We start from the raw sequence: 23,221 nt of genomic DNA, 5'->3' as shown, positions 1-23,221 counted from the left end.
GATGGCTACACTGCCGCGAAACCAGTCGCCGCGAAATTATGAAGACACAAACGTGAGGAGCACCGTGGCACGCCGCCTGTTCACCTCCGAGTCGGTCACGGAGGGCCACCCGGACAAGATCGCTGACCAGATCAGCGACGGCATTCTCGACGCGCTGCTCGCCCAGGACCCGCGCAGCCGGGTTGCGGTCGAGACGCTGATCACGACCGGTCAGGTGCACGTGGCCGGTGAGGTCACCACCAAGGCCTATGCGGACATCCCGACGATTGTGCGGGAGACGATCCTGGGGATCGGGTACGACTCGTCGAAGAAGGGTTTCGACGGTGCGTCCTGTGGTGTGAGCATCAGCATCGGTTCGCAGTCGCCGGACATCGCGCAGGGCGTCGACAACGCCTTCGAGCTGCGCTCGGGTGCGTCGGAGTCCGCGCTTGACGCGCAGGGTGCCGGTGACCAGGGCATGATGTTCGGCTTCGCGTGCTCGGAGACGCCGGAGCTGATGCCGCTGCCGATCGCGCTGGCCCACCGCCTGGCCCGCCGGCTGTCGGCCGCCCGCAAGGACGGCACGATTCCGTACCTGCGGCCGGACGGCAAGACCCAGGTCACGGTGGAGTACGACGGGCTGCGCCCGATCCGCCTCGACACGGTGGTCGTCTCCAGCCAGCACGCGGCGGACATCTCGCTGGAGTCGCTGCTGACGCCGGACGTGCGCGAGCACGTGATCGCGCCGGAGCTCGAGGGCCTGGGCCTGGAGACCGAGGGGTACCGGCTGCTGGTCAACCCGACGGGCCGGTTCGAGATCGGTGGTCCGATGGGTGACGCGGGTCTGACCGGCCGGAAGATCATCGTGGACACCTACGGCGGGTACGCGCGGCACGGTGGTGGCGCGTTCTCGGGTAAGGACCCGTCGAAGGTGGACCGGTCGGCGGCGTACGCGATGCGGTGGGTGGCCAAGAACGTGGTGGCGGCCGGTCTGGCGGAGCGGTGCGAGACCCAGGTGGCGTACGCGATCGGCAAGGCGCAGCCGGTGAGCCTGTTCGTGGAGACGTTCGGCACGGAGAACGTGCCCGTCGACCGCATCGAAAAGGCCATCAACGAGGTGTTCGACCTGCGTCCGGCCGCGATCATCCGCGACCTTGACCTGCTGCGCCCGATCTACCGGCAGACCGCGGCGTACGGGCACTTCGGCCGCGAGCTGCCCGACCTCACGTGGGAAAACACCGACCGCGCCGCCGACCTCAAGTCCGCCGCCGGAGCGTGACGGCGGGCAGAATGGCGCGGTGACGACCCGCAAGACGACGAGCGACCGGCAGCCGGCTCCACGGTTGCCGGTCGCTCGCGTTTGCGTGGACGTCCCGCTCGCGCACCTCGACCGCCCGTTCGACTACCTGGTGCCGGCCCAGCTCGACGAGGGCGCCCAGCCGGGCACGCGGGTCAAGGTGCGCTTCTCCGGCCAGCTCGTCGACGGCTGGCTGCTGGAGCGGGCCGAGGAGACGGCGCTCGAGAAGAAGCTGCTCTACGTCGAAAAGGTCGTCTCGCCGGAGGTCGTGCTCACGCCCGAGGTGGCGCGGCTGGCCCGGGCCGTCGCCGACCGCTACGCGGGCAACCTCGCCGACGTCCTCCGCCTCGCCGTCCCGCCCCGCCACGCCCGCGCCGAGCAGGCCGCGCCCCCGACGACCCGGTGGAGCCGGCCGAGGCGAAGCTCGACGAGAGCGGCTGGGGCGCGTACGCCGCGACCGGCTTCCTCACCGCCCTCAGCGAGGCCCGCCCCGCCCGCGCGGTCTGGTCCGCGCTGCCCGGCGAGGACTGGCCGGCGCGGTTCGCCGAGGCCGCCGCCGCCACCGTGCGCGCCGGCAAGGGAGCGGTCGCCGTCGTCGCCGACGCGCGCGACCTCGACCGCCTCGACGCCGCGCTCACCGCCGTGCTCGGGCCGGGACGGCACGTCGCGCTCTCCGCCGCGCTGGGGCCGGCCAAGCGGTACCGCGCGTTCCTCGCCGCCAGCCGCGGCCGGGTGCCGGTGGTGGTGGGCACCCGGGCGGCGATGTTCGCGCCGGTCACCGACCTGGGGCTGGTCGCCCTCTGGGACGACGGCGACGACCTGCACGCCGAGCCCCGTGCGCCGTACCCGCACGCCCGCGAGGTGCTGCTCACCCGCGCCCAGCTCGCCGGCGCGGCCGCCCTGCTCGGGGGCTACGCCCGCACCGGCGAGGCCCAGCTGCTGATCGAGACCGGCTGGGCGAAGGAGATCGTGGCGCCGCGTGAGCACGCGCGGGCGCGTACCCCCGCCATCAGCCCGACCGGCGACGACCCGCACATGGCCCGCGACCCGGCGGCCGCGACGGCGCGGCTGCCCTCCGTGGCGTGGGAGGCCGCGAAGCAGGCGCTCAAGGGCGGCGCGCCGGTGCTGGTGCAGGTGCCACGCCGCGGCTACCTGCCGTCGATGGCGTGCGCCGACTGCCGCACCCCGGCGCGGTGCCCGCACTGCGCCGGCCCGCTCGCGCTGCGCTCCTCGCACGCGGTGCCCGGCTGCCAGTGGTGCGGCCGGGTCGCGGCCGCCTACGCCTGCCCCTCCTGCGGCGGCCGCCGCCTGCGCGCCGCGGTGGTCGGCGCCCGGCGCACGGCGGAGGAGCTGGGCCGGGCGTTTCCGGGCGTGCCGATCCGCACCTCCGGCCGCGACGAGGTGCTGGCCGGCGTGCCCGACGAGCCCTCCGTGGTGGTGGCCACACCGGGCGCCGAGCCGGTCGCCGCCGGCGGGTACGGCGCCGTGCTCCTGCTCGACACCTGGGCGCTGCTCACCCGCGCCGACCTGCGAGCCACCGAGGAGACCCTGCGCCGCTGGATGAACGCCGCCGCCCTCGCCAACCCCCGCGGCCGCGTGGTGGTCGCCGCCGACGGCTCACTGCCCGCGGTGCAGGCCCTCATCCGCTGGGACTCCGCCTGGTACGCCTCCCGCGAGCTCGCCGAACGCCGCGAGCTGGGCTTCCCACCCGCCGCCCGCATGGCCAGCCTCACCGGCACCCCCGACGCCGTCGCCGACCTCCTCGCCACCGCCCACCTGCCCGAGGGCGCCGAGCTGCTCGGCCCGGTGCCCGCCCCACAGGGCCAGGAACGCATGCTGGTCCGCGTCCGCCGCGCCAACCAGGCCGCGCTGGCCCGCTCACTGCACGAGGCGGCCGGCGTCCGTACGGCCCGCAAGGCAGCCCAGCCGGTCCGCGTCCAGATGGACCCGCTCGACCTGCTCTAGCCGCTCACGCAGCCGGGGTGGCGGCCTCCGTGCCTTTCAGTGGATTTGAGGATTTGAGCTACCGCGGCGTCCGCCGTGGTCCGGACCGTTGCTCCCGCGGCCTCACCCTCCGCGGTGGGCCAGCTCGCCCCCAACAGCCACCGCACGCAGATCTAGGCGCTTTCGCGGTCAGGGGTGAGCCTTCTTGAAGTCCGACCCGAGTTGGACGTGAGCTGCGGCTGTGCCCGCGGTTGCCGCCTCACCCTCCGCAGTCGCCCGGCTCAACCCACGAGCCCGCTCCGGCAGATCTTGGCAAGTTAGCGTCGAAATAACGCGCTAACTCACCAAGATCTCGATTGCGGTGCCGCTTGCGCCCGACGGATGGTCGCTGACGGTAGTAGAGCTCCCCATGACGGCGCTGCGCCGTGGACGGACTTGGTGGCGCCCAGGTCGAGAGCAACCCACGGCGGCCGGGAGGCCGCGGGTGCGCGGCCTCCCGGCACCGGGTCAGCGGAGCGTACGGCCGTCGGGGTGCAGGGACTTGGGGAGCCGGATGGTGATGAACTCGTTGTTGTCCGGCAGGCCCGGCGTGCGGCCCGACGAGGACGGGTAGTTGTTGTCGTTGAGCACGGCGATCGTCTTGTCGTCCAGCACGATCACGTCCTCGATCGTCGTGAACGGGAAACGGAACACCGGGCCGAAACCGCCCAGGCGCTTCGGGTTGGCGATGTTCAGCAGGTCGACGACGAGCGTCTTGTCGAGCGCGCCGTCACGGTCGCGGTCGCGGCGGTCGGCCAGGTAGATCTTCTTGACCAGCGCGGCGTCGCCCTGACCGCCGTCGCGTTCGATGACCAGGAAGCGGTTGGCGTCGACCGCGATCGCGTCGCCGATGGCGTGCGCCGGGGAGTCCAGCTGGTAGGTCCAGCGCTTGCCGGAGTACGCGCCGGCCCGCAGGTCGAACTCGTACATCCGCAGGGCGCCGGCCGGGTCGCCGGTCACCGTGCCTTCCAGCAGCGGGTACAGGTAGCGGCCGTCGGGCGAGATGGCCATGCCCTCGAAGCCCTTGCTGCCGCCCAGGTTCGGGGTGCCGCCGGCCAGGTACGGGTTTTCCGGCGCGAAGACGCCCGGCAGCGACACCGGTGCGGACAGCAGCCGGCCGGTGCGGTCGAAGTGGAGCAGGAACGGGCCGAACTCGTCGCCGATCCAGTACGTGCCGTCCACCGCCCGCGTGATCGACTCCACGTCGAAGTCGGCGCCGGTCAGGACGCGGTCGGGGCGGGTGAGCGGGAAGGGCACCTTGCCGTCCGGGTCGGTCAGGTGGAAGCCGCCGAGCACGTCGATCGCGCCGGTGCGGAAGACCGGGGCGAGCCGCTGTACCCGCAGCGCGTAGTCGGCGCTGTTCGCCTTCGCGCCGAAGCCGTTGTCGGACAGCACCTCGTACGCGCCCCCGCCGCCCCGGACGATGCCGGAGAAGCCCTGGACCGGCTGGTCGGCGAAGGGCGGTACCACGCCGTTGATCGGCGCGGTGCCGAGCGCGGCGCCGGACGGGTCGCTGGCCGGCACGTACGTCTGCGCCGGCAGCGACGCGAACCCGGTGAGCGTGGGCGTGCGTACGTCGTCGTGGTCGTGTGCCGGGGTGGGGGAGGCGGCGAGGCCGAGCGTGAGCGCGGCGACACCGGCGGCGGTACCCACCCGGATGGCGATTGATCGCATGAGCGCGGACGGTAGGTGCACCGGATGAACGCCCGGTTGCGCAGCACCGCACACCGGACTCCGTAGACTGGTACGCCACCCCTTTTCCGTACGAGGGAGTCTTCCCGTGACCGTCCAGCCCATCCGAGTGTTCGGCGACCCCGTGCTCAGGACGCCCGCCGAGCCGGTCGTCGACTTCGACGCGGAGCTGCGGCGGCTCGTCGCCGATCTCACCGAGACCATGCAGGAGGCCAGCGGGTGGGGCTTGCCGCGCCCCAGCTCGGCGTGGGGCTGCGCGTGTTCACCTTCGACGTCGACGACGTGCTCGGGCACCTGATCAACCCGGAGCTCAGCTTTCCCGACGAGGAGGAACAGGACGGCCAGGAGGGGTGCCTGTCCATCCCCGGCCTCTACTTCGACACCAAGCGCCGGATGAACGTGGTGGCCAAGGGCTTCAACATGTACGGCGACCCGGTGCGCATCGTCGGCAGCGAGCTGATGGCCCGCTGCGCACAGCACGAGACCGACCACCTCGACGGCGTGCTCTTCATCGACCGCCTCGACCCGGAGGCGCGCAAGGAGGCGATGAAGGCGATCCGGGCCGCCGAGTGGTACAACGACGCCGCGCCGCCCACGGTCAAGCTGAGCCCGCACGCGTCGTCCAGCAGCCCCTTCGGTCTGGGTCGGTGACGCGTGCGCCTTGTCTTCGCCGGTACCCCGGCCGTCACGCTGCCCGCGCTGGACGCCATCGCCGCGTCCGGCCATGACCTCGTCGCCGTGGTGACGCGGCCCGACGCTCCCGCCGGGCGGGGCCGCCGCCTGGTGCGCTCGCCCGCCGGTGCCTGGGCCGACGAGCGGGGCATCGAGGTGCTCACACCGGCCCGGCCGCGCGAGCCCGAGTTTCAGGCCCGCCTCCGCGAGCTGGCCCCGGACTGCGTACCCGTCGTGGCGTACGGCGCGCTGGTGCCCAAGGAGGCCCTGGAGATCCCGAAGCGCGGCTGGATCAACCTGCACTTCTCGCTGCTGCCCGCCTGGCGCGGCGCCGCGCCGGTCCAGCACGCCGTGCTGCACGGCGACACCGTCACCGGGGCGAGCGTCTTCCAGTTGGAGGAGGGCATGGACACCGGGCCGGTGTACGGCACGCTGACTGAGGAGATCAAGCCCATCGACACCTCCGGTGACCTGCTCGAACGGCTGGCCGTCTCGGGCGCCGGCCTGCTCGTCGCGGTGCTCGACGCGATCGAGTCGGGCGCCGCCCGCGCCGTGCCGCAGCCCGCCGACGGCGTCTCGCTCGCCCCGAAGATCACCGTCGACGACGCCGAGGTGCGGTGGTCGGAGCCGGCCTTCGCGGTCGACCGCCGGGTCCGCGCGTGCACGCCGGCGCCGGGGGCCTGGACCACGTTCCGCGGCGACCGCCTCAAGCTCGGCCCGGTCCGCCCCATCCGGTACGGGCCGGAGCTCCAGCCCGGCGACCTGCTCGTGGAAAAGGAGCGCGTGCTGGTGGGCACCGCGACCGATCCGGTGGCCCTCGGCGAGGTGAAGGCCGCCGGGAAGAAGTCGATGCCGGCGCTCGACTGGGCGCGCGGGTTGCGCCTGGACACCGCGGAGCGGTTCGCGTGAGGGGCGGGGTCCGCACCCAGCGCGCCGACCTGCCCCGCCGCGCGGCGTACGAGGCGGTGGCGGCCGTGAACCGCGACGGCGCGTACGCCAACATCGTGCTGCCGCACATCCTGCGCGACCTGCGGCTGTACGGGCGGGACGCGGCGTTCGCCACCGAGCTGACGTACGGCACGCTGCGCCACGAGGGCACGCTGGATGCGATCATCGGCTCGGCGGCCGGGCGCGACGTGGCCCGGATCGACCCGCCGGCCCGCGACGCGCTGCGCCTCGGGGCGTACCAGTTGCTGCACACCCGCGTGCCCGCGCACGCCGCCGTCTCCGCGACCGTCGACCTGGTGCGGTCGGTGGCGGCCGGCGCGACAGGCTTCGCCAACGCGGTGCTGCGCGAGATCGCCACCCACGACCTGGACACGTGGATCGGCAAGGTCGCGCCCCCGTACGAGCAGGACCCGGTCGCGCACCTCGCGGTCGCCGACAGCCATCCACAGTGGATCGTGCGGGCGTTCAGCGAGGCGCTCGGCGGCGACCTGGACGAGACCACCCGCCTGCTGATCGAAGACAACCAGCGGCCGCCGGTGCACCTGTGCGCCCGCCCCGGCCGCGCCGACGCGGTCGAGCTCGCCGACGAGGTGGGTGGCGCGCCCGGCGCGTTCTCGCCCTACGCGGTGTACCTGCCCGGCGGCGCACCCGGCGACCTGCAAGCGGTGGTCGAGGGGCGCGCGCACGTGCAGGACGAAGGCTCGCAGCTCGTCGCCGCCGCGCTCACCAACGCGCCGCTGGAGGGGCCGGACGCCCGGTGGCTCGACCTGTGCGCCGGCCCGGGCGGCAAGGCCGGGCTGCTCGGCGCGCTGGCCGTCGAGCGCGGCGCCGAGGTGACCGCGGTCGAGGTGGCCGAGCACCGCGCCCGCCTCGTCTCGCTGGCCACCCGCGGCCTCCCGGTGACCGTGCTGCACCAGGACGGCCGGGAGGAGCTGCCCGGTCCCGCCTTCGACAGGGTGCTCGTCGACGCGCCCTGTACCGGCCTCGGCTCGCTGCGCCGCCGCCCCGAGTCGCGGTGGCGCCGCCAGCCGTCCGACCTGCCACCGCTGACCCGGCTGCAGCGCGAGCTGCTCGTGGCGGCGTTCACGGCGGTGCGGCCGGGCGGCCTCGTCGCCTACGTGACCTGCTCGCCGCACCTCGTCGAGACCCACGTGACGGTCACCGAGGCGGCGCGCCGCAGCGGCCTGCCGGTCGACCTCGTCGACGCCCGCCCGTTCCTGCCGGCGGGGATGCCCGGCCTCGGCGCCGGCCCGACGGTCCAGCTGTGGCCCCACCGCCACGGCACGGACGCGATGTTTCTCGCGCTGCTCCGCCGCGGCTAGGCCCTGCTACCGCGACGCCCGCGGTGGCCCGGAGGGTCGCCTTCGGCCGGTCTTTGGGGTGAGGCCGTGGATCGCGCAGGGTGAGGCCGCGGGAGCAGCGGTCCGGACCACCGCGGACGTCGCGGTAGCCCGGATCTGCTTCTCGGTTTGGATCCTGTCCCGTCGCCTGCCGGGACGCCGCGGTCAGCGGATGCGCAGCGCGCCCGGTCCGGCGCCCTTCATCGAGCGGCGCAGGTCCTGGTCGCTGATCCACATGAAGCACTGCACGCCGCGGTCGCCGTTGGCCCACTCGTCCTCGTCCGGGAAGTAGATGATCGTCCCGGTGCGGAACTTGATGTTGCCGTCGTTGGGCACCTTGGCCCACTTCGCGACCACGCCGCGGCAGCCGTCGTGGGCGCGCTGCGTGTTCTTCTCGAAGTCCGCGTACGACGTGTCCGGCGCGGTCCACACGCCGGCGAACTCGGCGCCGTGCGCGGTGCCGCAGGTGACCGCGTTCATCGCGCTGATCGAGGTGCCGCCGCTGATGATCGCGCGGAAGCAGCCGTACGCGATCGGTGCGGCCGCCTTCAGCACGTCCTTGAGGTTGCCCGAGCGGCGCTTGACCTCGTTGACGTCGAGCGACTCGATCTCGGCGACGTCGCAGCGGAACCAGCGGCTGCCGCCCTCCCACGCCTGCGTGGCGGGGTAGTAGATGTACAGGTCGAGGCGGCCGCCGCGCCAGTCGCCGCCCAGGTACTCGTTGACCTTCGTGTTGCACTCTTTGAAGGCGGCGCGTGCGGCCTCGGTCGACGCCTTCGGCGGCTCAGTCGCGTCGGCCGCGGTGCCGCTGACCTGACCGACGAACACCGTTTCGAAGTGGTGCTCGGTCGCACAGTCGATCGGGTTGTAGTTGGCACGCGATATGTACAGCTCGTCCGGCAGCGAAAGGTGGCACACGCCCACCTCGGGCACGAACGGTGTCGCCTCGGGCTGCGCCTTCCAGTCGTCCACAAGCTTGCCGTCGACTCCGGCCGGATTGCCGCAGCCGGCGAGTAAAGCCGCCAACAGACCACCCAGAACCGCTACGCCCACCACGCGTCGCATACAGCTGCCCTCCCCAGGGTCCCGCGCCCGGCCGCAGCATACGGCACACGCGCCACCGTCCCGTCCCGCTCCCGGGCCGTGACGCGCCGCCGCACGCCTGGACCTGCGCGTTTCGCCGCGCGACCCGGCACCGGCCCGCCGGACCCGCCGAACGTCCACCACGGACGCGGTTGTCGCACCAGACATTGCCAACCGCTGTGCCCGGCTCCGTACACTGTCGGGGGTGAGCGCACCTTCGCCGGTCGTCGCGCCGAGCATCCTCGCCGCCGACTTCGCCCACCTCGCCGACGAGGTCCGCGCCGTCGAGGGCGCCGCAGACTGGCTCCACGTCGATGTCATGGACAACCACTTCGTGCCCAACCTGACCATCGGCCTGCCGGTGGTGCAGAGCCTGCGGGCGGCGACCACGCTCCCGTTCGACGTGCACCTGATGATCGAGGACCCGCGGCGGTGGGCGCCGGGCTACGCGGACGCGGGGGCGTACAACGTGACCTTCCACGTCGAGGCGTCGGACAACCCGGTCTCGCTGGCCAAGGACCTGCGCGCCGCGGGCGCGAAGGCGGGGCTGGCGATCGACCGCGACACGCCGATCGAGCCGTACCTGGAGCTGCTGCCCAGCTTCGACACGCTGCTGATCATGACAATCAAGGCCGGCTTCGGCGGGCAGAAGTTCCTCCCGGCGATGCTCGACAAGGTCTCCGCCGCCCGGCGGCACGCCAAGGCCGGCCACCTGGAGCTGCGCATCGAGGTCGACGGCGGGATCGCCGAGGACACGATCGCCGAGGCGGCCTCGGCCGGTGCGGACGCCTTCGTGGCCGGCACCGCGGTGTACAGCGCGGAGGACCCGGCCGAGGCGGTGCGCAAGCTGCGCGGCCTTGCCGCCCGGGCGATGGCCGGGCCATGACCGTGGACCCGGCCGTCGAGCGGCCCGACCTGATCCTGGTCGTCGACGACGACCAGGACATCGCGCGCTTCGTGAGCGTCAACCTCAAGATCCATGGCTTCGAGGTGGTGCTGGCCGGCGACGGCATGGAGGCGCTCGAGCTGGTCGAGCAGCGCCACCCCGACCTGGCCGTGGTCGACCTGATGATGCCCCGCATGGACGGGCTGGAGCTGACGCGGCGCCTGCGGGCCAACCCGATGACCTCCGCACTCCCCGTGATCATGCTTACCGCCAAGGGCATGACCGTCGACAAGGTGGTCGGCCTCACCGCCGGCGCCGACGACTACCTTGTGAAGCCGTTCGACACGCTGGAGCTGATCGCCCGGGTGCGCTCCACGCTCCGGCGCAACCAGGAGTTCCGCGAGGTCTCGCCGCTCACCGGCCTGCCCGGCAACACCCGCGTGCGGCGGGAGATCCTCGACCGGATGCGCAGCGGCACCGACTACGCGGTCGGTTACGTCGACATCGACCGGTTCAAGAGCGTCAACGACGTGTACGGGTTCGAGCGCGGCGACGAGTTCATCACGGCGCTGGCCCGCAGCATGCACCGCGCGGTGGTATCGGCCGGGCTGCCGCCCGCGTTCCTCGGCCACATCGGCGGCGACGATTTCGTGATCGTCTGCCACCCCGACCAGATCCTGCCGCTGACCCAGCAGGCGGTGGTCGACTTCGAGCAGGCCGCCGACGAGCTGTACGACCCGGAGCACGCCAAGCGGGGCTACGTGCTGGTGCCCGACCGCCGCGGCAACCTGCTCAAGGCGCACCTGGTGACGCTCTCGATCGGCGTGGCGCAGTCGACGGCGACCGGCCGCAAGTACGCCGACCCGCGCGAGGTCATCGCGGTCGCCTCGGAAATGAAGAAGGTGGCCAAAAACCAGCCGGGGTCGTATATCGCGGTCGATCGCCGCAAAGCGGACAGCGGGAACGACGGCCCCAAGCTGTGATGTTGACCGCGTCCCATGGTGCGCCGCCCTCACATGCGTGTAAGACTCGATGGGTAACCCACCACGCGCTGGCGGGGCTCGGTGAAATTCCGAACCGGCGGTAATCGGGGCGCAATGCCCGGAGAGCCCGCGACCCGGTCGTAGCCAACGGCCGGTGGACCTGGTGTAAGTCCAGGGCCGACGGTCAAAGTCCGGATGGGAGTTAGCGCGCGGGACGGAGGCACCCCTGGATGGGGTCGGTTCGCCGACGCCACCGGAATCTGCCGCCCCAACGCCACCCCATCTCCCTGCCCGCGCACCCCGGCCGGCATTGGAGAGGGACGCCCATGGCGAGCGTTGACGAGGCGATGACCCGCGCGATAGCGCTGGCCGCCCGCGGGCTCGGCACCACAAGTCCCAACCCCGTCGTGGGCTGCGTCATCCTCGACACCGGCGGCGACGTCGTGGGCGAGGGCTTCCACGCGTACGCGGGCGGTCCGCACGCCGAGATCGTCGCGCTGGCACAGGCAGGGGAGCGGGCCCGCGGCGGTACCGCTGTCGTCACGCTGGAGCCCTGCGACCACACCGGCCGCACGGGCCCCTGCACGGCCGCCCTCATCCGCGCCGGCGTGGCCAACGTCGCCGTCGCCGTCGCCGACCCCAACCCGCTCGCCGGCGGCGGTGTGGAGACGCTGCGCAAGGCCGGCGTCGAGGTGGTCACCGGCATCCGCGAGAGCGAGGCCGAGCAGGGCAACATCGCGTGGCTGACCGCGGTGCGGCGGGGCTGGCCGTACGTGATCTGGAAGTACGCCGCGACGCTCGACGGCCGCTCGGCCGCCATCGACGGCACCAGCATGTGGATCACGTCCGAGGCGGCCCGGATGGACGTGCACAAGCTGCGCGGCACCGTCGACGCCGTCATCGTCGGGGTCGGCACCGTCCTCGCCGACGACTCGCGCCTGACCGCGCGCAACCTGCGCGACGGCACCCTCAACATCCGCCAGCCGTTGCGCGTGGTCGTGGACTCGACGGGTCGTACCCCCGAAAAAGCCCGCGTGCGCGACGGCGCCGCACCGACCTGGGTGGTCACCACGGCGGACGTCGGGACCGGCCCTGACGGCCGGGTCGACCTGGAGGCGCTGCTCGCGGGGCTCTACCAGCGCGGAGTCCGGGCCGCCCTGCTGGAGGGCGGGCCGACGCTCGCCGGCGGCTTCCTCGCCGCCGGGCTGATCGACAAGATCATCGGGTACGTGGCGCCGAAGCTCCTCGGCGCCGGATCTCCCGCGCTCGCCGATGCGGGCGTGCACACCATCGCCGAGGCCATCGACCTGGAGTACACCGAGATCGCCCAGGTCGGGCCGGATCTGCGCTTCACCGCCACACCGCGAAAAAGGGAGGGCTGAACGTTGTTCACGGGGATTGTCGAGGAACTTGGCGAGCTGGTCCGGCTGGACTGGCACGGCGACGGCGGCATCGCCGCGCTGCGCGGTCCGCTCGTCGCGTCGGACGCGCGCGCCGGTGACTCGATCGCGGTCAACGGCGTGTGTCTCACGGTCGTGGAGGTGGACGGCGGGGGGTTCACGGTCGACGTGATGAAGGAGACGTTCGACCGTAGCGCGCTCGGCACGCTCGCGCCGGGCGACCCGGTCAACCTCGAGCGCGCCGCCACGCTGGGCACGCGCCTCGGCGGCCACCTGGTGCAGGGGCACGTCGACGGGGTGGGGCGGATCGTGTCCCGGACGCCCGGAGATCGGTGGGAAGACGTCACGATCGAACTTCCTCCGGGTCTTTCCCGTTACGTGGTGGAAAAGGGGTCGATCACCGTGGACGGGGTATCGCTGACCGTCGTCGCGGTGGACGACTCGTCGTTCGCGGTGAGCCTGATACCCACCACGCTCGCGCTCACCACTCTCGGGCGTAAAGGCGCCGGAGACCTGGTAAACCTGGAGGTCGACGTGATCGGCAAGTACGTGGAGAAGCTCCTGGCGGCTCCGCCGGCGCCCAGCGGCGCCACGCCCGCCGCGGAGCTGGCGGACGGAGTGTCGGCATGAACACCATCGAGGAGGCCGTCGCCGAGTTCGCCGCGGGACGGCCGGTGATCGTCGTGGACGACGAGGACCGCGAAAACGAGGGCGACCTGATCTTCGCCGCCGAGCTGGCCACGCCGGAGCTGATGGCGTTCATGGTCCGGTACACCTCCGGGTACATCTGCGCGCCGGTCACGGAGGCGGACGCGGACCGGCTCGAGCTGCCCCCGATGTACCACATCAACCAGGACAAAAGGGGCACAGCGTACACGGTGACCGTCGACGCGCGCGAGGGCGTGAGCACCGGCATCTCGGCGGCCGACCGGGCCCGCACCGTGCGGCTGCTCGCCGACCCGGGCACCGACGCCACCGCGCTCAGCCGGCCCGGCCACGTCGTGCCGCTGCGCGCCAAGAACGGCGGCGTGCTGCGCAGACCCGGCCACACCGAGGCCACCGTCGACATGGCGGTGCTCGCCGGCCTGCGCCCCGCCGGCGTGCTGTGCGAGCTTGTCAACGACGACGGCACGATGATGCGCCTGCCGGACCTGGAGAAGTTCGCGGTCGAGCACCACCTCACGATCATCACGATCGCCGACCTTGTGGCGTACCGCCGCCGCGTCGAGAGCCAGGTCGAGCGGGTCGCCGAGGCCCGCCTACCCACGCCGCACGGCGTCTTCCGCGCGGTCGGGTACCGGGCCGAGCTGGACTCGGAGGCCGAGCACGTGGCCCTGGTCTACGGCGACCTCGGCGACGGCGAGGACGTGCTGGTGCGCGTCCACTCCGAGTGCCTCACCGGCGACGTCTTCGGCTCGCTGCGCTGCGACTGCGGCCCCCAGCTGCAGGCCGCGCTCGCCCGCGTGGCGACCGAGGGCCGCGGCGTGGTGCTGTACATGCGCGGGCACGAGGGCCGGGGGATCGGGCTGCTGCACAAGCTGCAGGCGTACCAGCTGCAGGACCTGGGTCGCGACACCGTTGACGCCAACCTGGAGCTGGGGCTGCCGGCCGACGCGCGCGACTACGGCACCGGCGCGCAGATCCTGTATGACCTGGGTGTGCGCTCGATGCGCCTGATCACCAACAACCCGGCGAAGCGTGCCGGGCTGTCGGGGCACGGCCTGCGCATCGTGGGCCGCGAGTCGCTGCCGATCCGGCCGCACCCGGAAAACGTGCGCTACCTGCGTACGAAGCGTGATCGCATGGGGCACATCCTGGATGGCCTGGGAGATGTGGTGGAGGGTTCCGCGTAAATGGCAGGTTTTGGAGAGCCCGGTGTGTCCACGGTGGACGCACGCGGGTTGACCGTCGGCATCGTCGCCGCGCGCTGGCACGGCGACCTCACCGACCACATGCTGGCCCGCGCGATCGAGGCCGCCAAGGCATGCGCCGCGGCCGACATCGTGGTGGCCAGGGTGGCCGGCTCCGTGGAGCTGCCGGTGGTCGCGCAGGCACTCGCGCGCAGCTGCGACGTGGTGGTCGCGCTGGGCGTGGTCGTACGCGGGGCCACCGCCCACTTCGACTACGTCTGCAAGTCGGTGACCGAGGGCCTGACGCGGGTCGCTCTCGACGCGTCGAAACCCGTGGCACACGGTGTGCTGACGGTGAACACCATCGAGCAGGCCCGCGACCGCGCCGGCCTGCCCGGCTCGGCCGAGGACAAGGGCTGGTCCGCGACGGTGGCGGCTTTGGACGCGGCATTGGCGATCCGCGCGCTGTCCGTCTGAGCTCTTGACGGCGCCGCCGCTCCCGCGAGGAGTGGCGGCGCCGCGCCCGTTTCGGCCTGGGCTGGCGGCGCCGCGCCCGTTTCGGCCTGGGCTGGCGGCGCCGCGCTCGTTTCGGCTTGGGCTGGCGGCGCCGTGCTCGCTTCTTTTCCCAAGGTGGCGCGGCCCGGGTGCCGTGGGCGGCGAGGCCGCCAGAGCCTAACGACGCTGCGCTACAGGCGGCCGGCCTCGATGATGCGGCTGAGAAACTGGCGCGTGCGGGCCTCGGCCGGGTCCGCGAACACCTTCTCCGGCGGCCCCTGCTCCAGCACCCGCCCACCGTCCAGAAAGCACACCCGGTCGGCCACCTGCCGCGCGAAGGTCATCTCGTGCGTGGCGAGCACCATCGTGACCCCGTCCGACTTCAGGTCGCGGATCATCGTGAGCACCTCGCCGACCAGCTCGGGATCCAGGGCCGACGTCACCTCGTCCAGCAGGAGCAGCCGCGGCGAGTTGACCAGCGCCCGCACGATCGCGACCCGCTGCTGCTGCCCGCCCGACAGCCGGTCCGGGTAGGCGTCGGCCTTGTCGGCCAGCCCCACCCGCGCAAGCCACTCCCGGGCGGTGGCGACCGCGGCGGCGCGGGGTACCCGGTGCACGCGGATCGGTGCCAGCACGACGTTTTCCAGGACGGTCATGTGTGGAAAGAGGTTGTACGCCTGAAACACGATGCCGATCCGCTGCCGCACCTTGTCCTGGTTGACCCGCGGGTCGGTGATGTGCTCGCCGTCGAGGTGGATGGTGCCGTCGTCGAGCTCTTCGAGCAGGTTGACGCATCGCAGCAGCGTCGACTTGCCCGAGCCGGACGCGCCGATCAGCGCCACCACCTCGTGCTCGGCCACGTCGAGGTCCAGCTCGGACAGGACCGGACGGCCGCCGAAGTCCTTGCGCACGCCGCGGCAGGAAAGGACGTTCACGACTCCTCCCGGCTCGCCCGCTCGCGCGGCGCCATCGGTCGCCCGCGCGGCGCCGGAGGCGTGCGCTCGCTCATGACTGCCTCCGGGCGGCGCGGAGTGTCACCCAGTCGGTCACCGCGATCAGCGGCGCCGCGAGCAGCACGAAGAGCACGCCGGCCACGATGTACGGCGTGTAGTTGAACGTCTCCGCCGTGTGGATCTGGGCGGCGCGCACCGCGTCGATCGGGCCGGCCAGCGAGACGAGGCCCACGTCCTTTTGGAGGGCGACCGTGTCGTTGAGCAGGGGTGGCGCCACCCGCCGCACGGCCTGGGGCAGCACCACGAAGCGCATCGTCTGCCGGTACGTCAGCCCCAGCGACCGCGCCGCCGCCAGCTGGCTCGGGTGCACCGACTCGATGCCGGCGCGGAAGACCTCGGCGAGATAGCCGGAGTACGTGATGACCAGCGCGATCCCGCCCAACACCAGCGTGCTCGGCATGCCCTGCAGCCGCAGGCCGGGCAGTCCGAGCGTCATCACGTAGAGCACGATGATGAGGGGCAGGCCGCGGAAGGTGTACGTGTACCCGGTCGCGAGCATCCGCACCGGGAAGAAGACCGGCCCGCGCAGTGTGCGCAGCAGCGCGACGACCAGGCCGAGCGCGAGTGCGCCGAGCGCGCAGAAGAAGAGCAGCCGGATGTTGAGCCACAGCCCCCGCAGGACGTCGGGCAGCGACTCCCGGGCCACCGTCGGGTCGAGGAAGGACTCGCGCACGCGGTCCCACCCCGGCGCACCGGTCACCGCCACGACCAGCAGCACACCGAGCACCAGCGTGGAAGCCGCGGCGACCAACACCGAGAGCAGCGTCTGCCGCCGCCGGTACGCGAGCCTGTCAAGCTGGGCGGAACTAAGGCTCACTGTGATTCCGGTTCGCTCGCTCGTGCGGCGCTGATGGCGACGTCTTCCCTCGCGGCCCCGAAACCCCGACTTCGTCGGCGGGGCCCCTCAGTCCAGACGCCGCCGCGCCAACTCGCTCGCTCACGTTAATTCGCGGGCGCCGGCTACCTGGGCCAGCCACTGCTGTTCGAGCCGGGTGAGCTCGCCCGACGAGCGGAGCTGGTCGACGGCCTGGGTCACGCAGCCGGTCAGCGACGAGCCCTTGTCGAGCACCAGCCCGAACTGCTCCGGCACCCCCACCTGCGGCAGCTGCCCCACGATCACCGCGTCTTCGAGCTCGGCGGCGGTCATGTAGAACGCGGTCGGCAGGTCGACCACGAGCCCGTCGATCTGGCCGTTCTGGAGGGCCTTCTTGGCGTCGTCGTTGGTGTTGTAGACCTGCGGCTGGCCGGACGGCTTGACCAGGTCGGTGATCGCCTTGTAGCTGGTCGTGCCCACCTGCGCACCGAGCTTGGCGCTCTGCAGGGCGGAGACGGAGGCGGCGCCGGCGATCTTCGAGGACTTCAGCGCGATCACGGTCTGGCGCACCAGGTAGTACGGCCCGGAGAAGTCCACCGCCTTCTTGCGCTCATCGGTGATCGAAAACTGGTTGATGTCGAAGTCGAAGGCCTTCGGCCCCGGCGCGACCGCCGTGTTGAACGGCACCCGCACCCACGTCACGTCGGCCTGCGCGTACCCCAGCCGGTCGGCGACCGCGTAGGCGACGGCCGACTCGAAGCCTTCCCCGTTTTCCGGCTTGTTGTCCTTGAACCACGGCCCGTACGCCGGGTCGTCCGTCCCGATGGTCAGCTTGCCGGCGGTCTTGGTGGTGAGCTGGTCCTTGCTGCAAGAGGTGAGCCCGGTCGCCGCGGGCGGGGTCGGCGTGTCATCGTCTGCGGGGGCGCAGCCGACGAGCGCCAGCAGGGCGGCGAGGGGCAGTAAGCGGCGAAGCATGCGCGTCAGCATAGGCGCGACTTGTAAACCTGATAATGGGCTCGGGCGTCGTAACACCGTGGCAACGACCGGGAGCGTGGTCGCCGTGACCTCGACGGCGGAGGGATGGGCCGCCGACGAGGCGGTGACGCACCTTTTCACGGCCCATTACCGGCCGCTGGTGCGCCTCGCCACGCTGCTGCTGCACGACAGCGGGCGGGCCGAGGAGATAGTCCAGGATGCGTACGTGGCGCTGCACGGCCACTGGCGCCGCCTCCGCGACGCCGACAAAGCCCTCGCCTACCTGCGGACCAGCGTCGTCAACCGCTCCCGGTCGGCGCTGCGGCACCGCAAGGTGGTCGACCGCCACCTCGCGCTCGCCCGGCCGGCGCCCGACGCGCCGAGCGCGGAGGCGGGCGCACTGGACGCGCTTACCCACGACACGGTGGTGGCGGCCCTGCGCGCACTGCCCACCCGGCAGCGGGAGGCGCTGGTGCTCCGCTACTACCTCGACCTGTCCGAAGCCGACATCGCCGCCACGATGGGGTGCAGCCGAGGCGCCGTGAAGAGCCACACGTCGCGGGGCATGGCCGCCCTGCGGGAGACGCTGGAGCGCAGCTCATGAGCAGCCAACGACGCGACGAAGAGGTACTCCGCCGGGTCCTGGAGGTCGAGGCGGCGAAGGTGGAGGTGCGCCCGGACGCCCTCGGCGCGATCCGCGCGCGGACCGCCCGCCGCTCGCGGTGGCTGCCGTTCGGCGCGATCGCGTTCACCGCCGCCACCGCGACGGCCGCGACCCTCGTCGTGGTCGCCCTCGCCGCACGCCCCACGCCCAACCACACCGCACCCGACCCGGGCGCGGTCACCGCACCCGCGACGACACCGAGCCCAACCCCCGCGGCCTCCGCGCCACCGACCTCCGCGCCAGCGGCGCCACCACCGACCAGGTCCAGCCCATCCTCGGGTACCGGCATCACGTCCCTGGCCGTCTACTACGTGGGCGAGGATCGGGGCCAGCCGAGGCTCTACCGGGAGTTTCACCGCCTGCCGGCGGGCTCCTCGCCGGCGGACAAGGTGCGCGCGGCGGTCACCGAGATGCTCGCCCAGGAGAGCGCCGAAGACCCCGACTACACGAGCGCGTGGCCGTCCGGCACAGGCGTGCTGGGCGTCAGCGTCGACGGGAGCGCCGCCACCGTCGACCTCACCGCCGCACCCCCCGACGACCTCGCGGCCCAGCAGCTGACGTGGACGGTGGCCGCGGTGCTCGGCGGCGACCCGCGGGTCAGCCTGCGCCACGACGGCCGGGACGTGCGCACGGTGCGCAAGGCCGCCGCGCTCGACACGCTCGGCGCGCTCTGGCTGATCGAGCCGCAGCACGGCGCGACCGTGGCCCGCACGTTCGAGGTGCACGCGGCCGGCGCGGTGTTCGAGGCGACCGCGCGGCTGACCGTCCGCAAGGGACGCACGGTGGTCACCGAGGAGACGCTCACGCTCTCCGCTGGCGCGCCGGCCCGGGGTGAGGCGAGGATCACGCTCACGCTCGCGCCCGGCACGCACGTCCTTGAGCTTTACGCCCTTTCCGCCGCCGACGGCAGCGTCCAGCATCTGGACGACCACACGGTCACGGTGCGCTGACCGGCGGGGATGACAGAATTGGCGCTCGTGAAGACCTTCGAAGAGCTGTTCGCCGAGCTGTCCGCCAAGGCGGCCGACCGCACCCCGGGGTCGGGCACCGTCGCGGCGCTGGAGCGCGGCGTCCACGCCATCGGCAAGAAGGTCGTCGAAGAGGCGGCCGAGGCCTGGATGGCGGCCGAGCACGAGGGGCGCGAGCGGGCCGCGGAGGAGATCTCCCAGCTGCTCTACCAGACCCAGGTGCTGATGCTCGCCACCGGACTGGAGCTCAAGGACGTGTACCGACATCTGTGACCGTGCCCTCCGCCTCGTTCTCGCCTCACGAAGGAGCACGTCCAGATGCTGCGCATCGCCATTCCCAACAAAGGCACCCTGTCCCGACCGGCCACCGAGATGCTGCGCGAGGCGGGATACCGCCAGCGCGCCGACGACCGCGACCTGATCTGCCGTGACGAGGGCAACGCGGTCGAGTTCTTCTACCTTCGCCCCCGCGACATCGCCACGTACGTCGGCTCCGGCGACCTCGACCTCGGCATCACCGGCCGCGACCTGCTCGTCGACGCCGGCAGCGCGGCCGAGGAGATCCTCGACCTCGCCTTCGGCGGCGCCACCTTCCGCTACGCCGCCCGCCCCGAGACGCTCACCTCGGTCGAGGACATCGGCGGCCGGCGGGTCGCCACCGCGTACCCGGGCGTGGTCGAGCGCCACCTCGCCGAGCGGGGCCTCAAGGCCGACGTGATCCGCCTCGACGGCGCCGTGGAAAACGCGGTGCGGCTCGGCGTCGCCGACGTCGTCGCCGACGTGGTCTCCACCGGCGCCACGCTGCGCCAGGCCGGCCTGGTCATCGTCGGCGACCCGATCCTGGAGTCGTCGGCGCTGCTCATCCGGCGGGTCGGCGCCCCGGCAAACGGGCAGGTGGGGCAGCTGGTCCGCCGCCTGCAGGGCGTGCTGGTGGCCCGCCGCTACGTCATGCTGGCGTACGACGTTCGCGCCGACCTCCTCGACCGCGCCACCGCGCTCACCCCGGGCATCGAGTCGCCGACCATCTCCCCGCTGCACCGCGAGGGGTGGGTGGCCGTGCAGGCGATGGTGCTCCGCGGCGACGTGCACAACATCATGGACGAGCTCTACGACCTGGGCGCCCGCGCGATCCTGGTGACAGACATCCACGCCTGCCGGCTGTGAGGCGGCCCGCGCTGCCGGACGCGTCGGCGCTGCCGACCGGGGTGGCGCTGGCGGTCGCGTCGGTGGGCGGCGTGTCGTCGGCCGTGCAGAGCGCGGCCAACGCCGAGCTGGGCGAGCGGGTGGGCAACGCCTCCTTCGGCGCGGTGGTGAGCACGCTCGCCGGCAGCGCCCTGATCGCCGCCGGCCTTGCCGCGATGCCCTCCATGCGCCGCGGCCTGCGCGCTCTCCCGCGCGCGAGGCTGCCGTGGTGGACGTACCTGGGCGGGGTGTGCGGCGCCCTGTTCGTCACCATCGCGACCTACGTGGTGCCCGCCGTCGGCGTCGCCGCCTTCACCATCGCCCAGGTCACCGGCGGCAGCTTCGGCGGGCTGGCGGTCGACCGGGCCGGCCTCGCCCCCGCCGGCCGCCTGCCACTGACCGCCCCACGAGTGGGCGGCGCGGTACTCGGCGTCGCGGCGGTCGTGCTGGCCCAGGTGGACCGCCCGATCGGCGACCTGGCGGCGGGCATGCTAGCGCTGGGCATTATCGGCGGCGTCGCGGTGGCACTGCAGGGCGCCCTCAACGGCCGCGTGTCGGCCGCCACCACCAACGCGGCCGGCACCGCCGTCAACTTCGTCACCGCCACACCGACAGTCCTGGTGGCCGGCGCGCTGCTGGGCGCCTTCGGCACCGGCTGGTCCGCCCGCCTGCCCACCGAGTGGTACCTCTACACCGGCGGGCTGCTGAGCGTCGTGATCGTGGCCTGCCTCCTGATCAGCGTCCGCGCGATCGGCGTCCTCCGCACCGGCCTCTCGGTAGTCGCCGGCCAACTGACCGGCGCCCTCCTGCTGGACGCCGTGATCCCCACCGCCCCACACGCCACTCCCGCCGTGCTCGCCGGCGCCGCCCTGACGGTGGCCGCCGTAGCCCTAGCCGGCCGCGGCGCCCGCCCCCGCACACCCGCCGCCCGCAGCTGACCGGCCGCGCCGCCCGCGGCTGGGTGACCGGAGAGCCTGCGCCGCTTCCACGGTTGGGCGGCCAGTAGCTCGGCGGCCAGGGTTGGTCTGCGGGAGCCTCTCAAGCTGGGCGCAGCGATGCGCCCAGCAACCGGGCGTGCCCGCAGCTCGCGAGTCCAGGCCGAAAGAAACCGCCGGGCCTGGGTAGGGATGGCCGGCCTGGTGTGGACGGTGCTGCGGGCTTTGCCGAACGCTTCTGTGGCTCGGCAGCAGGTGGATGGCCCGCAAGGCGGTCGACCTGTGCCGCGACCCGCGGTTCGCGCTGCAGTCGGGCAGCGGAGACCCGCCGGAGGGCGACCCGTCGACGTGGCCGGGTTACCCGCCGGCGCGGCTCAGCGCCTGAAGCGGCGCACCCCAGCAGCCGGCCGCCACAGGTCGATCAGCGTGACGCGCGGTCGCGGCGACGAGGGGTGCCGGGGAGCAACGGCCGGGGCCACGGCGGCCCATCCTGGCGCTCCATTGTGGACGGACCACTGCCCTGACAGCCCCGCGCCGATCAAGAGGCTGCGGTCGCTCCACGGCCAGCAAGCGCCGACCTGGGCGCCCGCCTTCCCTCGACCCATCGGACGCGGGAAGCCACGCGGACACCGGCAGCGCGCGGAGACTGGCAGCACTCGGACGCCGGTAGCCACGCAGGGCTGGCAGCCGTGGTGACGCCGCAGCCACGCGGGCTGGCCGCCCCGGACGCCGGTAGCCACGCGGGCTGGCTGCCACGCGGACGCCGGTGGCCACGTCGGGCTGCTGCCACGCGTAGGGCTGGCTGCCACGCGAGACGCCGGTAACACGCGAGGGCTGGCTGCCACGCGAACGGCTGGCGGACACGCGAAAGCCGGTCGCCACGCGGACGCTGGCAGCCTCGGGAGCGCTGGCAGCCACGCACGCGCCCGGCGGCCGCACGTCGAGGCTGGGCGCATTGGTGCGCCCAGCTTGAGAGGCTCCCGCAACCGCGGAGGGTGAGGCCGCGGGAGCAACGGTCCGGACCACCGCGGACATCGCGGTAGCTCAAAATCTGGTGGGAAAGAGCCGTCAGGGGAGCAGCACCAGGCGGCCGCGGACGGCGCCCTTCTCCAGGAGCGCGTGGGCGGTCGCGGCCTCGGACAGCGGGAAGGTCTGCGCGACCCGCAGCGTCAGGGCGCCCTGCTCGGTCAGGCGGACGAGGTCCGCCAGCTGGCCGGCGTCGGGCTCGACCTCCACGCCCGTCGTGCGGATGCCGCGTTCGGGCGGGGGAGCAAGCGGGCCGGCGCCGGCGACGAACGTGCCGCCGTCGCGGACCGCGCCCAGTGCGGGTGCTCCCACGAACGCGGGGTCGTACACCGCGTCCACCGGGCCGCCCGCCGCCGCGCGCACCGCGGCCGCCACGTCGTCGGCGCGGGGTACGAACGTGGCGCCGAGGCCGCGCACGAAATCCTCATCCTGCGTGCCGGCGACCCCGTAGACGGCGAGTCCACGGTGGACGGCCAGCTGCGCCGCGAAGCCGCCTACCGCGCCGGCCGCCCCGATGATCGCTATCGTGCCGCCAGCCGGTGCGGCGGCCAGGTCGAGTGCCTGGGTGGCGGTGAGCGCGTTCAGGGGCACGGTGGCGGCCGCGGCCGGCTCCACGCCTGCCGGTGCGGTGGCGGTGGCGGTGGCGTCCAGCAGTGCGTACTCGGCGTGGGTCCCGGCGCCGCCGCCGCGGAAGCCGTGGCGCAGCCCGACCACCTCCTCGCCCGGCGTAAAAGCGGTGACCCCCTCGCCCACCGCGTCCACGGTGCCGGCGAGGTCCCACCCCGGCACGAACGGCGGCTGGAAGGGCAGTACCTCCGCGAACCTGCCCGCCCGGACGGCGACGTCGATCGGCTGGAGCGGGGTGGCCCGTACCCGCACGCGCAGCTGGCCGGGGCCGGGCTGGGGGAGCGGCTGGTCGGTGATGCGCAGGACCTCGGGGCCGCCGTACTCGCTGACTGTCACGGCACGCATGGCGCTTACTCCTTGTCGCTCGGGTGTTGTGGCGCGAGCGTATGGAGCCCTACTCTCTATCGGT

General features: G+C 73.0%; 21 protein-coding genes, 2 pseudogenes and 1 riboswitch. Of the genes and pseudogenes, 17 read left to right on the top strand and 6 right to left on the bottom strand.

From position 1 onward, the window contains the following. The first annotated feature begins 64 nt into the window (after positions 1-64). Together metK and Phou_RS03725 are read left to right on the top strand one after the other, a co-directional pair. Positions 65-1,258 (top strand): methionine adenosyltransferase, encoded by a 1,194-nt coding sequence (metK, locus tag Phou_RS03730; RefSeq protein WP_173053549.1) that lies wholly within the window; start codon positions 65-67, stop codon positions 1,256-1,258. 85 nt (positions 1,259-1,343) lie between these two features. Then, positions 1,344-3,241: pseudogene (locus Phou_RS03725) on the top strand (primosomal protein N'). A 486-nt stretch (positions 3,242-3,727) separates the two neighbouring features. Here the strand turns inward: Phou_RS03725 and Phou_RS03720 are convergent. Then, positions 3,728-4,933 (bottom strand): esterase-like activity of phytase family protein, encoded by a 1,206-nt coding sequence (locus tag Phou_RS03720; protein WP_173053547.1) that lies wholly within the window; start codon positions 4,931-4,933, stop codon positions 3,728-3,730. A 106-nt stretch (positions 4,934-5,039) separates the two neighbouring features. On the opposite strand from Phou_RS03720, the pseudogene def reads away from it, so the two are divergent. From def to Phou_RS03705, 3 genes and pseudogenes are all read left to right on the top strand, one after another. Next, positions 5,040-5,602: pseudogene (gene def / locus Phou_RS03715) on the top strand (peptide deformylase). Positions 5,603-5,605: 3 nt separating this feature from the next. After that, positions 5,606-6,532 (top strand): methionyl-tRNA formyltransferase, encoded by a 927-nt coding sequence (gene fmt, locus Phou_RS03710; RefSeq protein ID WP_173053545.1) that lies wholly within the window; start codon positions 5,606-5,608, stop codon positions 6,530-6,532. Continuing rightward, entirely contained in the window at positions 6,529-7,893 is a 1,365-nt protein-coding gene (locus Phou_RS03705; RefSeq protein WP_246273196.1) for an RsmB/NOP family class I SAM-dependent RNA methyltransferase, read from the top strand. The genes fmt and Phou_RS03705 overlap by 4 nt, the downstream gene beginning before the upstream one ends. Positions 7,894-8,076: 183 nt before the next feature. Here the strand turns inward: Phou_RS03705 and Phou_RS03700 are convergent, their stop codons facing one another. Further along, complete coding sequence (locus Phou_RS03700; RefSeq protein WP_246273194.1) at positions 8,077-8,937, bottom strand: septum formation family protein; 861 nt, start codon at positions 8,935-8,937, stop codon at positions 8,077-8,079. Positions 8,938-9,199: 262 nt separating this feature from the next. On the opposite strand from Phou_RS03700, the gene rpe reads away from it, so the two are divergent. The 6 genes from rpe (at position 9,200) to ribH (ending at position 14,590) form a co-directional block, all read left to right on the top strand. Beyond that, positions 9,200-9,880, top strand: coding sequence for a ribulose-phosphate 3-epimerase (gene rpe, locus Phou_RS03695; protein WP_173053541.1), 681 nt, complete (start codon positions 9,200-9,202; stop codon positions 9,878-9,880). Further along, a complete protein-coding gene (locus Phou_RS03690) occupies positions 9,877-10,863 on the top strand; it encodes a response regulator (RefSeq protein ID WP_371872076.1) in 987 nt (328 codons plus the stop codon). Before rpe ends, Phou_RS03690 begins: the two co-directional genes overlap by 4 nt. A gap of 63 nt (positions 10,864-10,926) precedes the next feature. Beyond that, positions 10,927-11,074: riboswitch (FMN riboswitch) on the top strand. Positions 11,075-11,189: 115 nt separating this feature from the next. Then, a complete protein-coding gene (gene ribD, locus Phou_RS03685; RefSeq protein WP_173053539.1) occupies positions 11,190-12,245 on the top strand; it encodes a bifunctional diaminohydroxyphosphoribosylaminopyrimidine deaminase/5-amino-6-(5-phosphoribosylamino)uracil reductase RibD in 1,056 nt (351 codons plus the stop codon). A gap of 3 nt (positions 12,246-12,248) precedes the next feature. Then, entirely contained in the window at positions 12,249-12,893 is a 645-nt protein-coding gene (locus tag Phou_RS03680) for a riboflavin synthase (RefSeq protein WP_173053537.1), read from the top strand. After that, complete coding sequence (locus Phou_RS03675) at positions 12,890-14,116, top strand: bifunctional 3,4-dihydroxy-2-butanone-4-phosphate synthase/GTP cyclohydrolase II (protein ID WP_173053535.1); 1,227 nt, start codon at positions 12,890-12,892, stop codon at positions 14,114-14,116. Before Phou_RS03680 ends, Phou_RS03675 begins: the two co-directional genes overlap by 4 nt. Next, on the top strand, positions 14,117-14,590 hold the full coding sequence (gene ribH, locus Phou_RS03670) for a 6,7-dimethyl-8-ribityllumazine synthase (protein ID WP_173053533.1): 474 nt from the start codon (positions 14,117-14,119) through the stop codon (positions 14,588-14,590). Positions 14,591-14,799: 209 nt separating this feature from the next. Here the strand turns inward: ribH and Phou_RS03665 are convergent, their stop codons facing one another. The 3 genes from Phou_RS03665 to Phou_RS03655 all read right to left on the bottom strand — a co-directional run bounded on the left by Phou_RS03665 (position 14,800) and on the right by Phou_RS03655 (position 17,410). Continuing rightward, positions 14,800-15,543 (bottom strand): amino acid ABC transporter ATP-binding protein, encoded by a 744-nt coding sequence (locus tag Phou_RS03665; protein WP_173053532.1) that lies wholly within the window; start codon positions 15,541-15,543, stop codon positions 14,800-14,802. Positions 15,544-15,613: 70 nt separating this feature from the next. Next, on the bottom strand, positions 15,614-16,438 hold the full coding sequence (locus Phou_RS03660; protein ID WP_371872075.1) for an amino acid ABC transporter permease: 825 nt from the start codon (positions 16,436-16,438) through the stop codon (positions 15,614-15,616). A 120-nt stretch (positions 16,439-16,558) separates the two neighbouring features. Then, positions 16,559-17,410, bottom strand: a complete 852-nt coding sequence (locus Phou_RS03655) for an ABC transporter substrate-binding protein (RefSeq protein WP_173053530.1) — start codon at positions 17,408-17,410, stop codon at positions 16,559-16,561. 58 nt (positions 17,411-17,468) lie between these two features. Between Phou_RS03655 and Phou_RS03650 the strand changes: the two genes are divergently transcribed. From Phou_RS03650 to Phou_RS54295, 6 genes are all read left to right on the top strand, one after another. Further along, a complete protein-coding gene (locus tag Phou_RS03650) occupies positions 17,469-18,014 on the top strand; it encodes a SigE family RNA polymerase sigma factor (protein WP_218578697.1) in 546 nt (181 codons plus the stop codon). Beyond that, on the top strand, positions 18,011-19,024 hold the full coding sequence (locus Phou_RS03645; protein ID WP_173053526.1) for a GerMN domain-containing protein: 1,014 nt from the start codon (positions 18,011-18,013) through the stop codon (positions 19,022-19,024). Before Phou_RS03650 ends, Phou_RS03645 begins: the two co-directional genes overlap by 4 nt. A 27-nt stretch (positions 19,025-19,051) precedes the next feature. Continuing rightward, the gene (locus Phou_RS03640; protein WP_173053524.1) at positions 19,052-19,315 is read left to right on the top strand and encodes a phosphoribosyl-ATP diphosphatase; all 264 of its coding nucleotides are present in this window, start codon (positions 19,052-19,054) and stop codon (positions 19,313-19,315) included. Between the two features lie 45 nt (positions 19,316-19,360). Further along, positions 19,361-20,206 (top strand): ATP phosphoribosyltransferase, encoded by an 846-nt coding sequence (hisG, locus tag Phou_RS03635; RefSeq protein ID WP_173053522.1) that lies wholly within the window; start codon positions 19,361-19,363, stop codon positions 20,204-20,206. Further along, a complete protein-coding gene (locus tag Phou_RS03630) occupies positions 20,203-21,162 on the top strand; it encodes a DMT family transporter (RefSeq protein WP_246273192.1) in 960 nt (319 codons plus the stop codon). Before hisG ends, Phou_RS03630 begins: the two co-directional genes overlap by 4 nt. 256 nt (positions 21,163-21,418) lie before the next feature. Then, on the top strand, positions 21,419-21,544 hold the full coding sequence (locus tag Phou_RS54295; RefSeq protein WP_281364999.1) for a hypothetical protein: 126 nt from the start codon (positions 21,419-21,421) through the stop codon (positions 21,542-21,544). A gap of 683 nt (positions 21,545-22,227) precedes the next feature. Here the strand turns inward: Phou_RS54295 and Phou_RS03620 are convergent. Continuing rightward, positions 22,228-23,157 (bottom strand): NADP-dependent oxidoreductase, encoded by a 930-nt coding sequence (locus Phou_RS03620; protein ID WP_173053520.1) that lies wholly within the window; start codon positions 23,155-23,157, stop codon positions 22,228-22,230. Between the last annotated feature and the right edge of the window lie 64 nt (positions 23,158-23,221).

This window comes from Phytohabitans houttuyneae (genome assembly GCF_011764425.1).
GTDB lineage: Bacteria > Actinomycetota > Actinomycetes > Mycobacteriales > Micromonosporaceae > Phytohabitans > Phytohabitans houttuyneae.
Note: the sequence above shows the minus strand (reverse complement) of the source record. Positions and strands in the feature narration are given on the sequence as shown.

What these genes read in the sequence shown, in the direction of transcription:
- Phou_RS03645 (WP_173053526.1), top strand. Translation starts at nt 18,011, where the DNA reads ATGAGCAGCCAACGACGCGACGAAGAGGTACTCCGCCGGGTCCTGGAG.
- hisG (WP_173053522.1), top strand. Translation starts at nt 19,361, where the DNA reads ATGCTGCGCATCGCCATTCCCAACAAAGGCACCCTGTCCCGACCGGCC.
- ribD (WP_173053539.1), top strand. Translation starts at nt 11,190, where the DNA reads ATGGCGAGCGTTGACGAGGCGATGACCCGCGCGATAGCGCTGGCCGCC.
- Phou_RS03690 (WP_371872076.1), top strand. Translation starts at nt 9,877, where the DNA reads ATGACCGTGGACCCGGCCGTCGAGCGGCCCGACCTGATCCTGGTCGTC.
- Phou_RS03655 (WP_173053530.1), bottom strand. Translation starts at nt 17,410, where the DNA reads ATGCTTCGCCGCTTACTGCCCCTCGCCGCCCTGCTGGCGCTCGTCGGC.
- Phou_RS03620 (WP_173053520.1), bottom strand. Translation starts at nt 23,157, where the DNA reads ATGCGTGCCGTGACAGTCAGCGAGTACGGCGGCCCCGAGGTCCTGCGC.
- Phou_RS54295 (WP_281364999.1), top strand. Translation starts at nt 21,419, where the DNA reads ATGGCCCGCAAGGCGGTCGACCTGTGCCGCGACCCGCGGTTCGCGCTG.
- ribH (WP_173053533.1), top strand. Translation starts at nt 14,117, where the DNA reads ATGGCAGGTTTTGGAGAGCCCGGTGTGTCCACGGTGGACGCACGCGGG.
- Phou_RS03675 (WP_173053535.1), top strand. Translation starts at nt 12,890, where the DNA reads ATGAACACCATCGAGGAGGCCGTCGCCGAGTTCGCCGCGGGACGGCCG.
- Phou_RS03720 (WP_173053547.1), bottom strand. Translation starts at nt 4,933, where the DNA reads ATGCGATCAATCGCCATCCGGGTGGGTACCGCCGCCGGTGTCGCCGCG.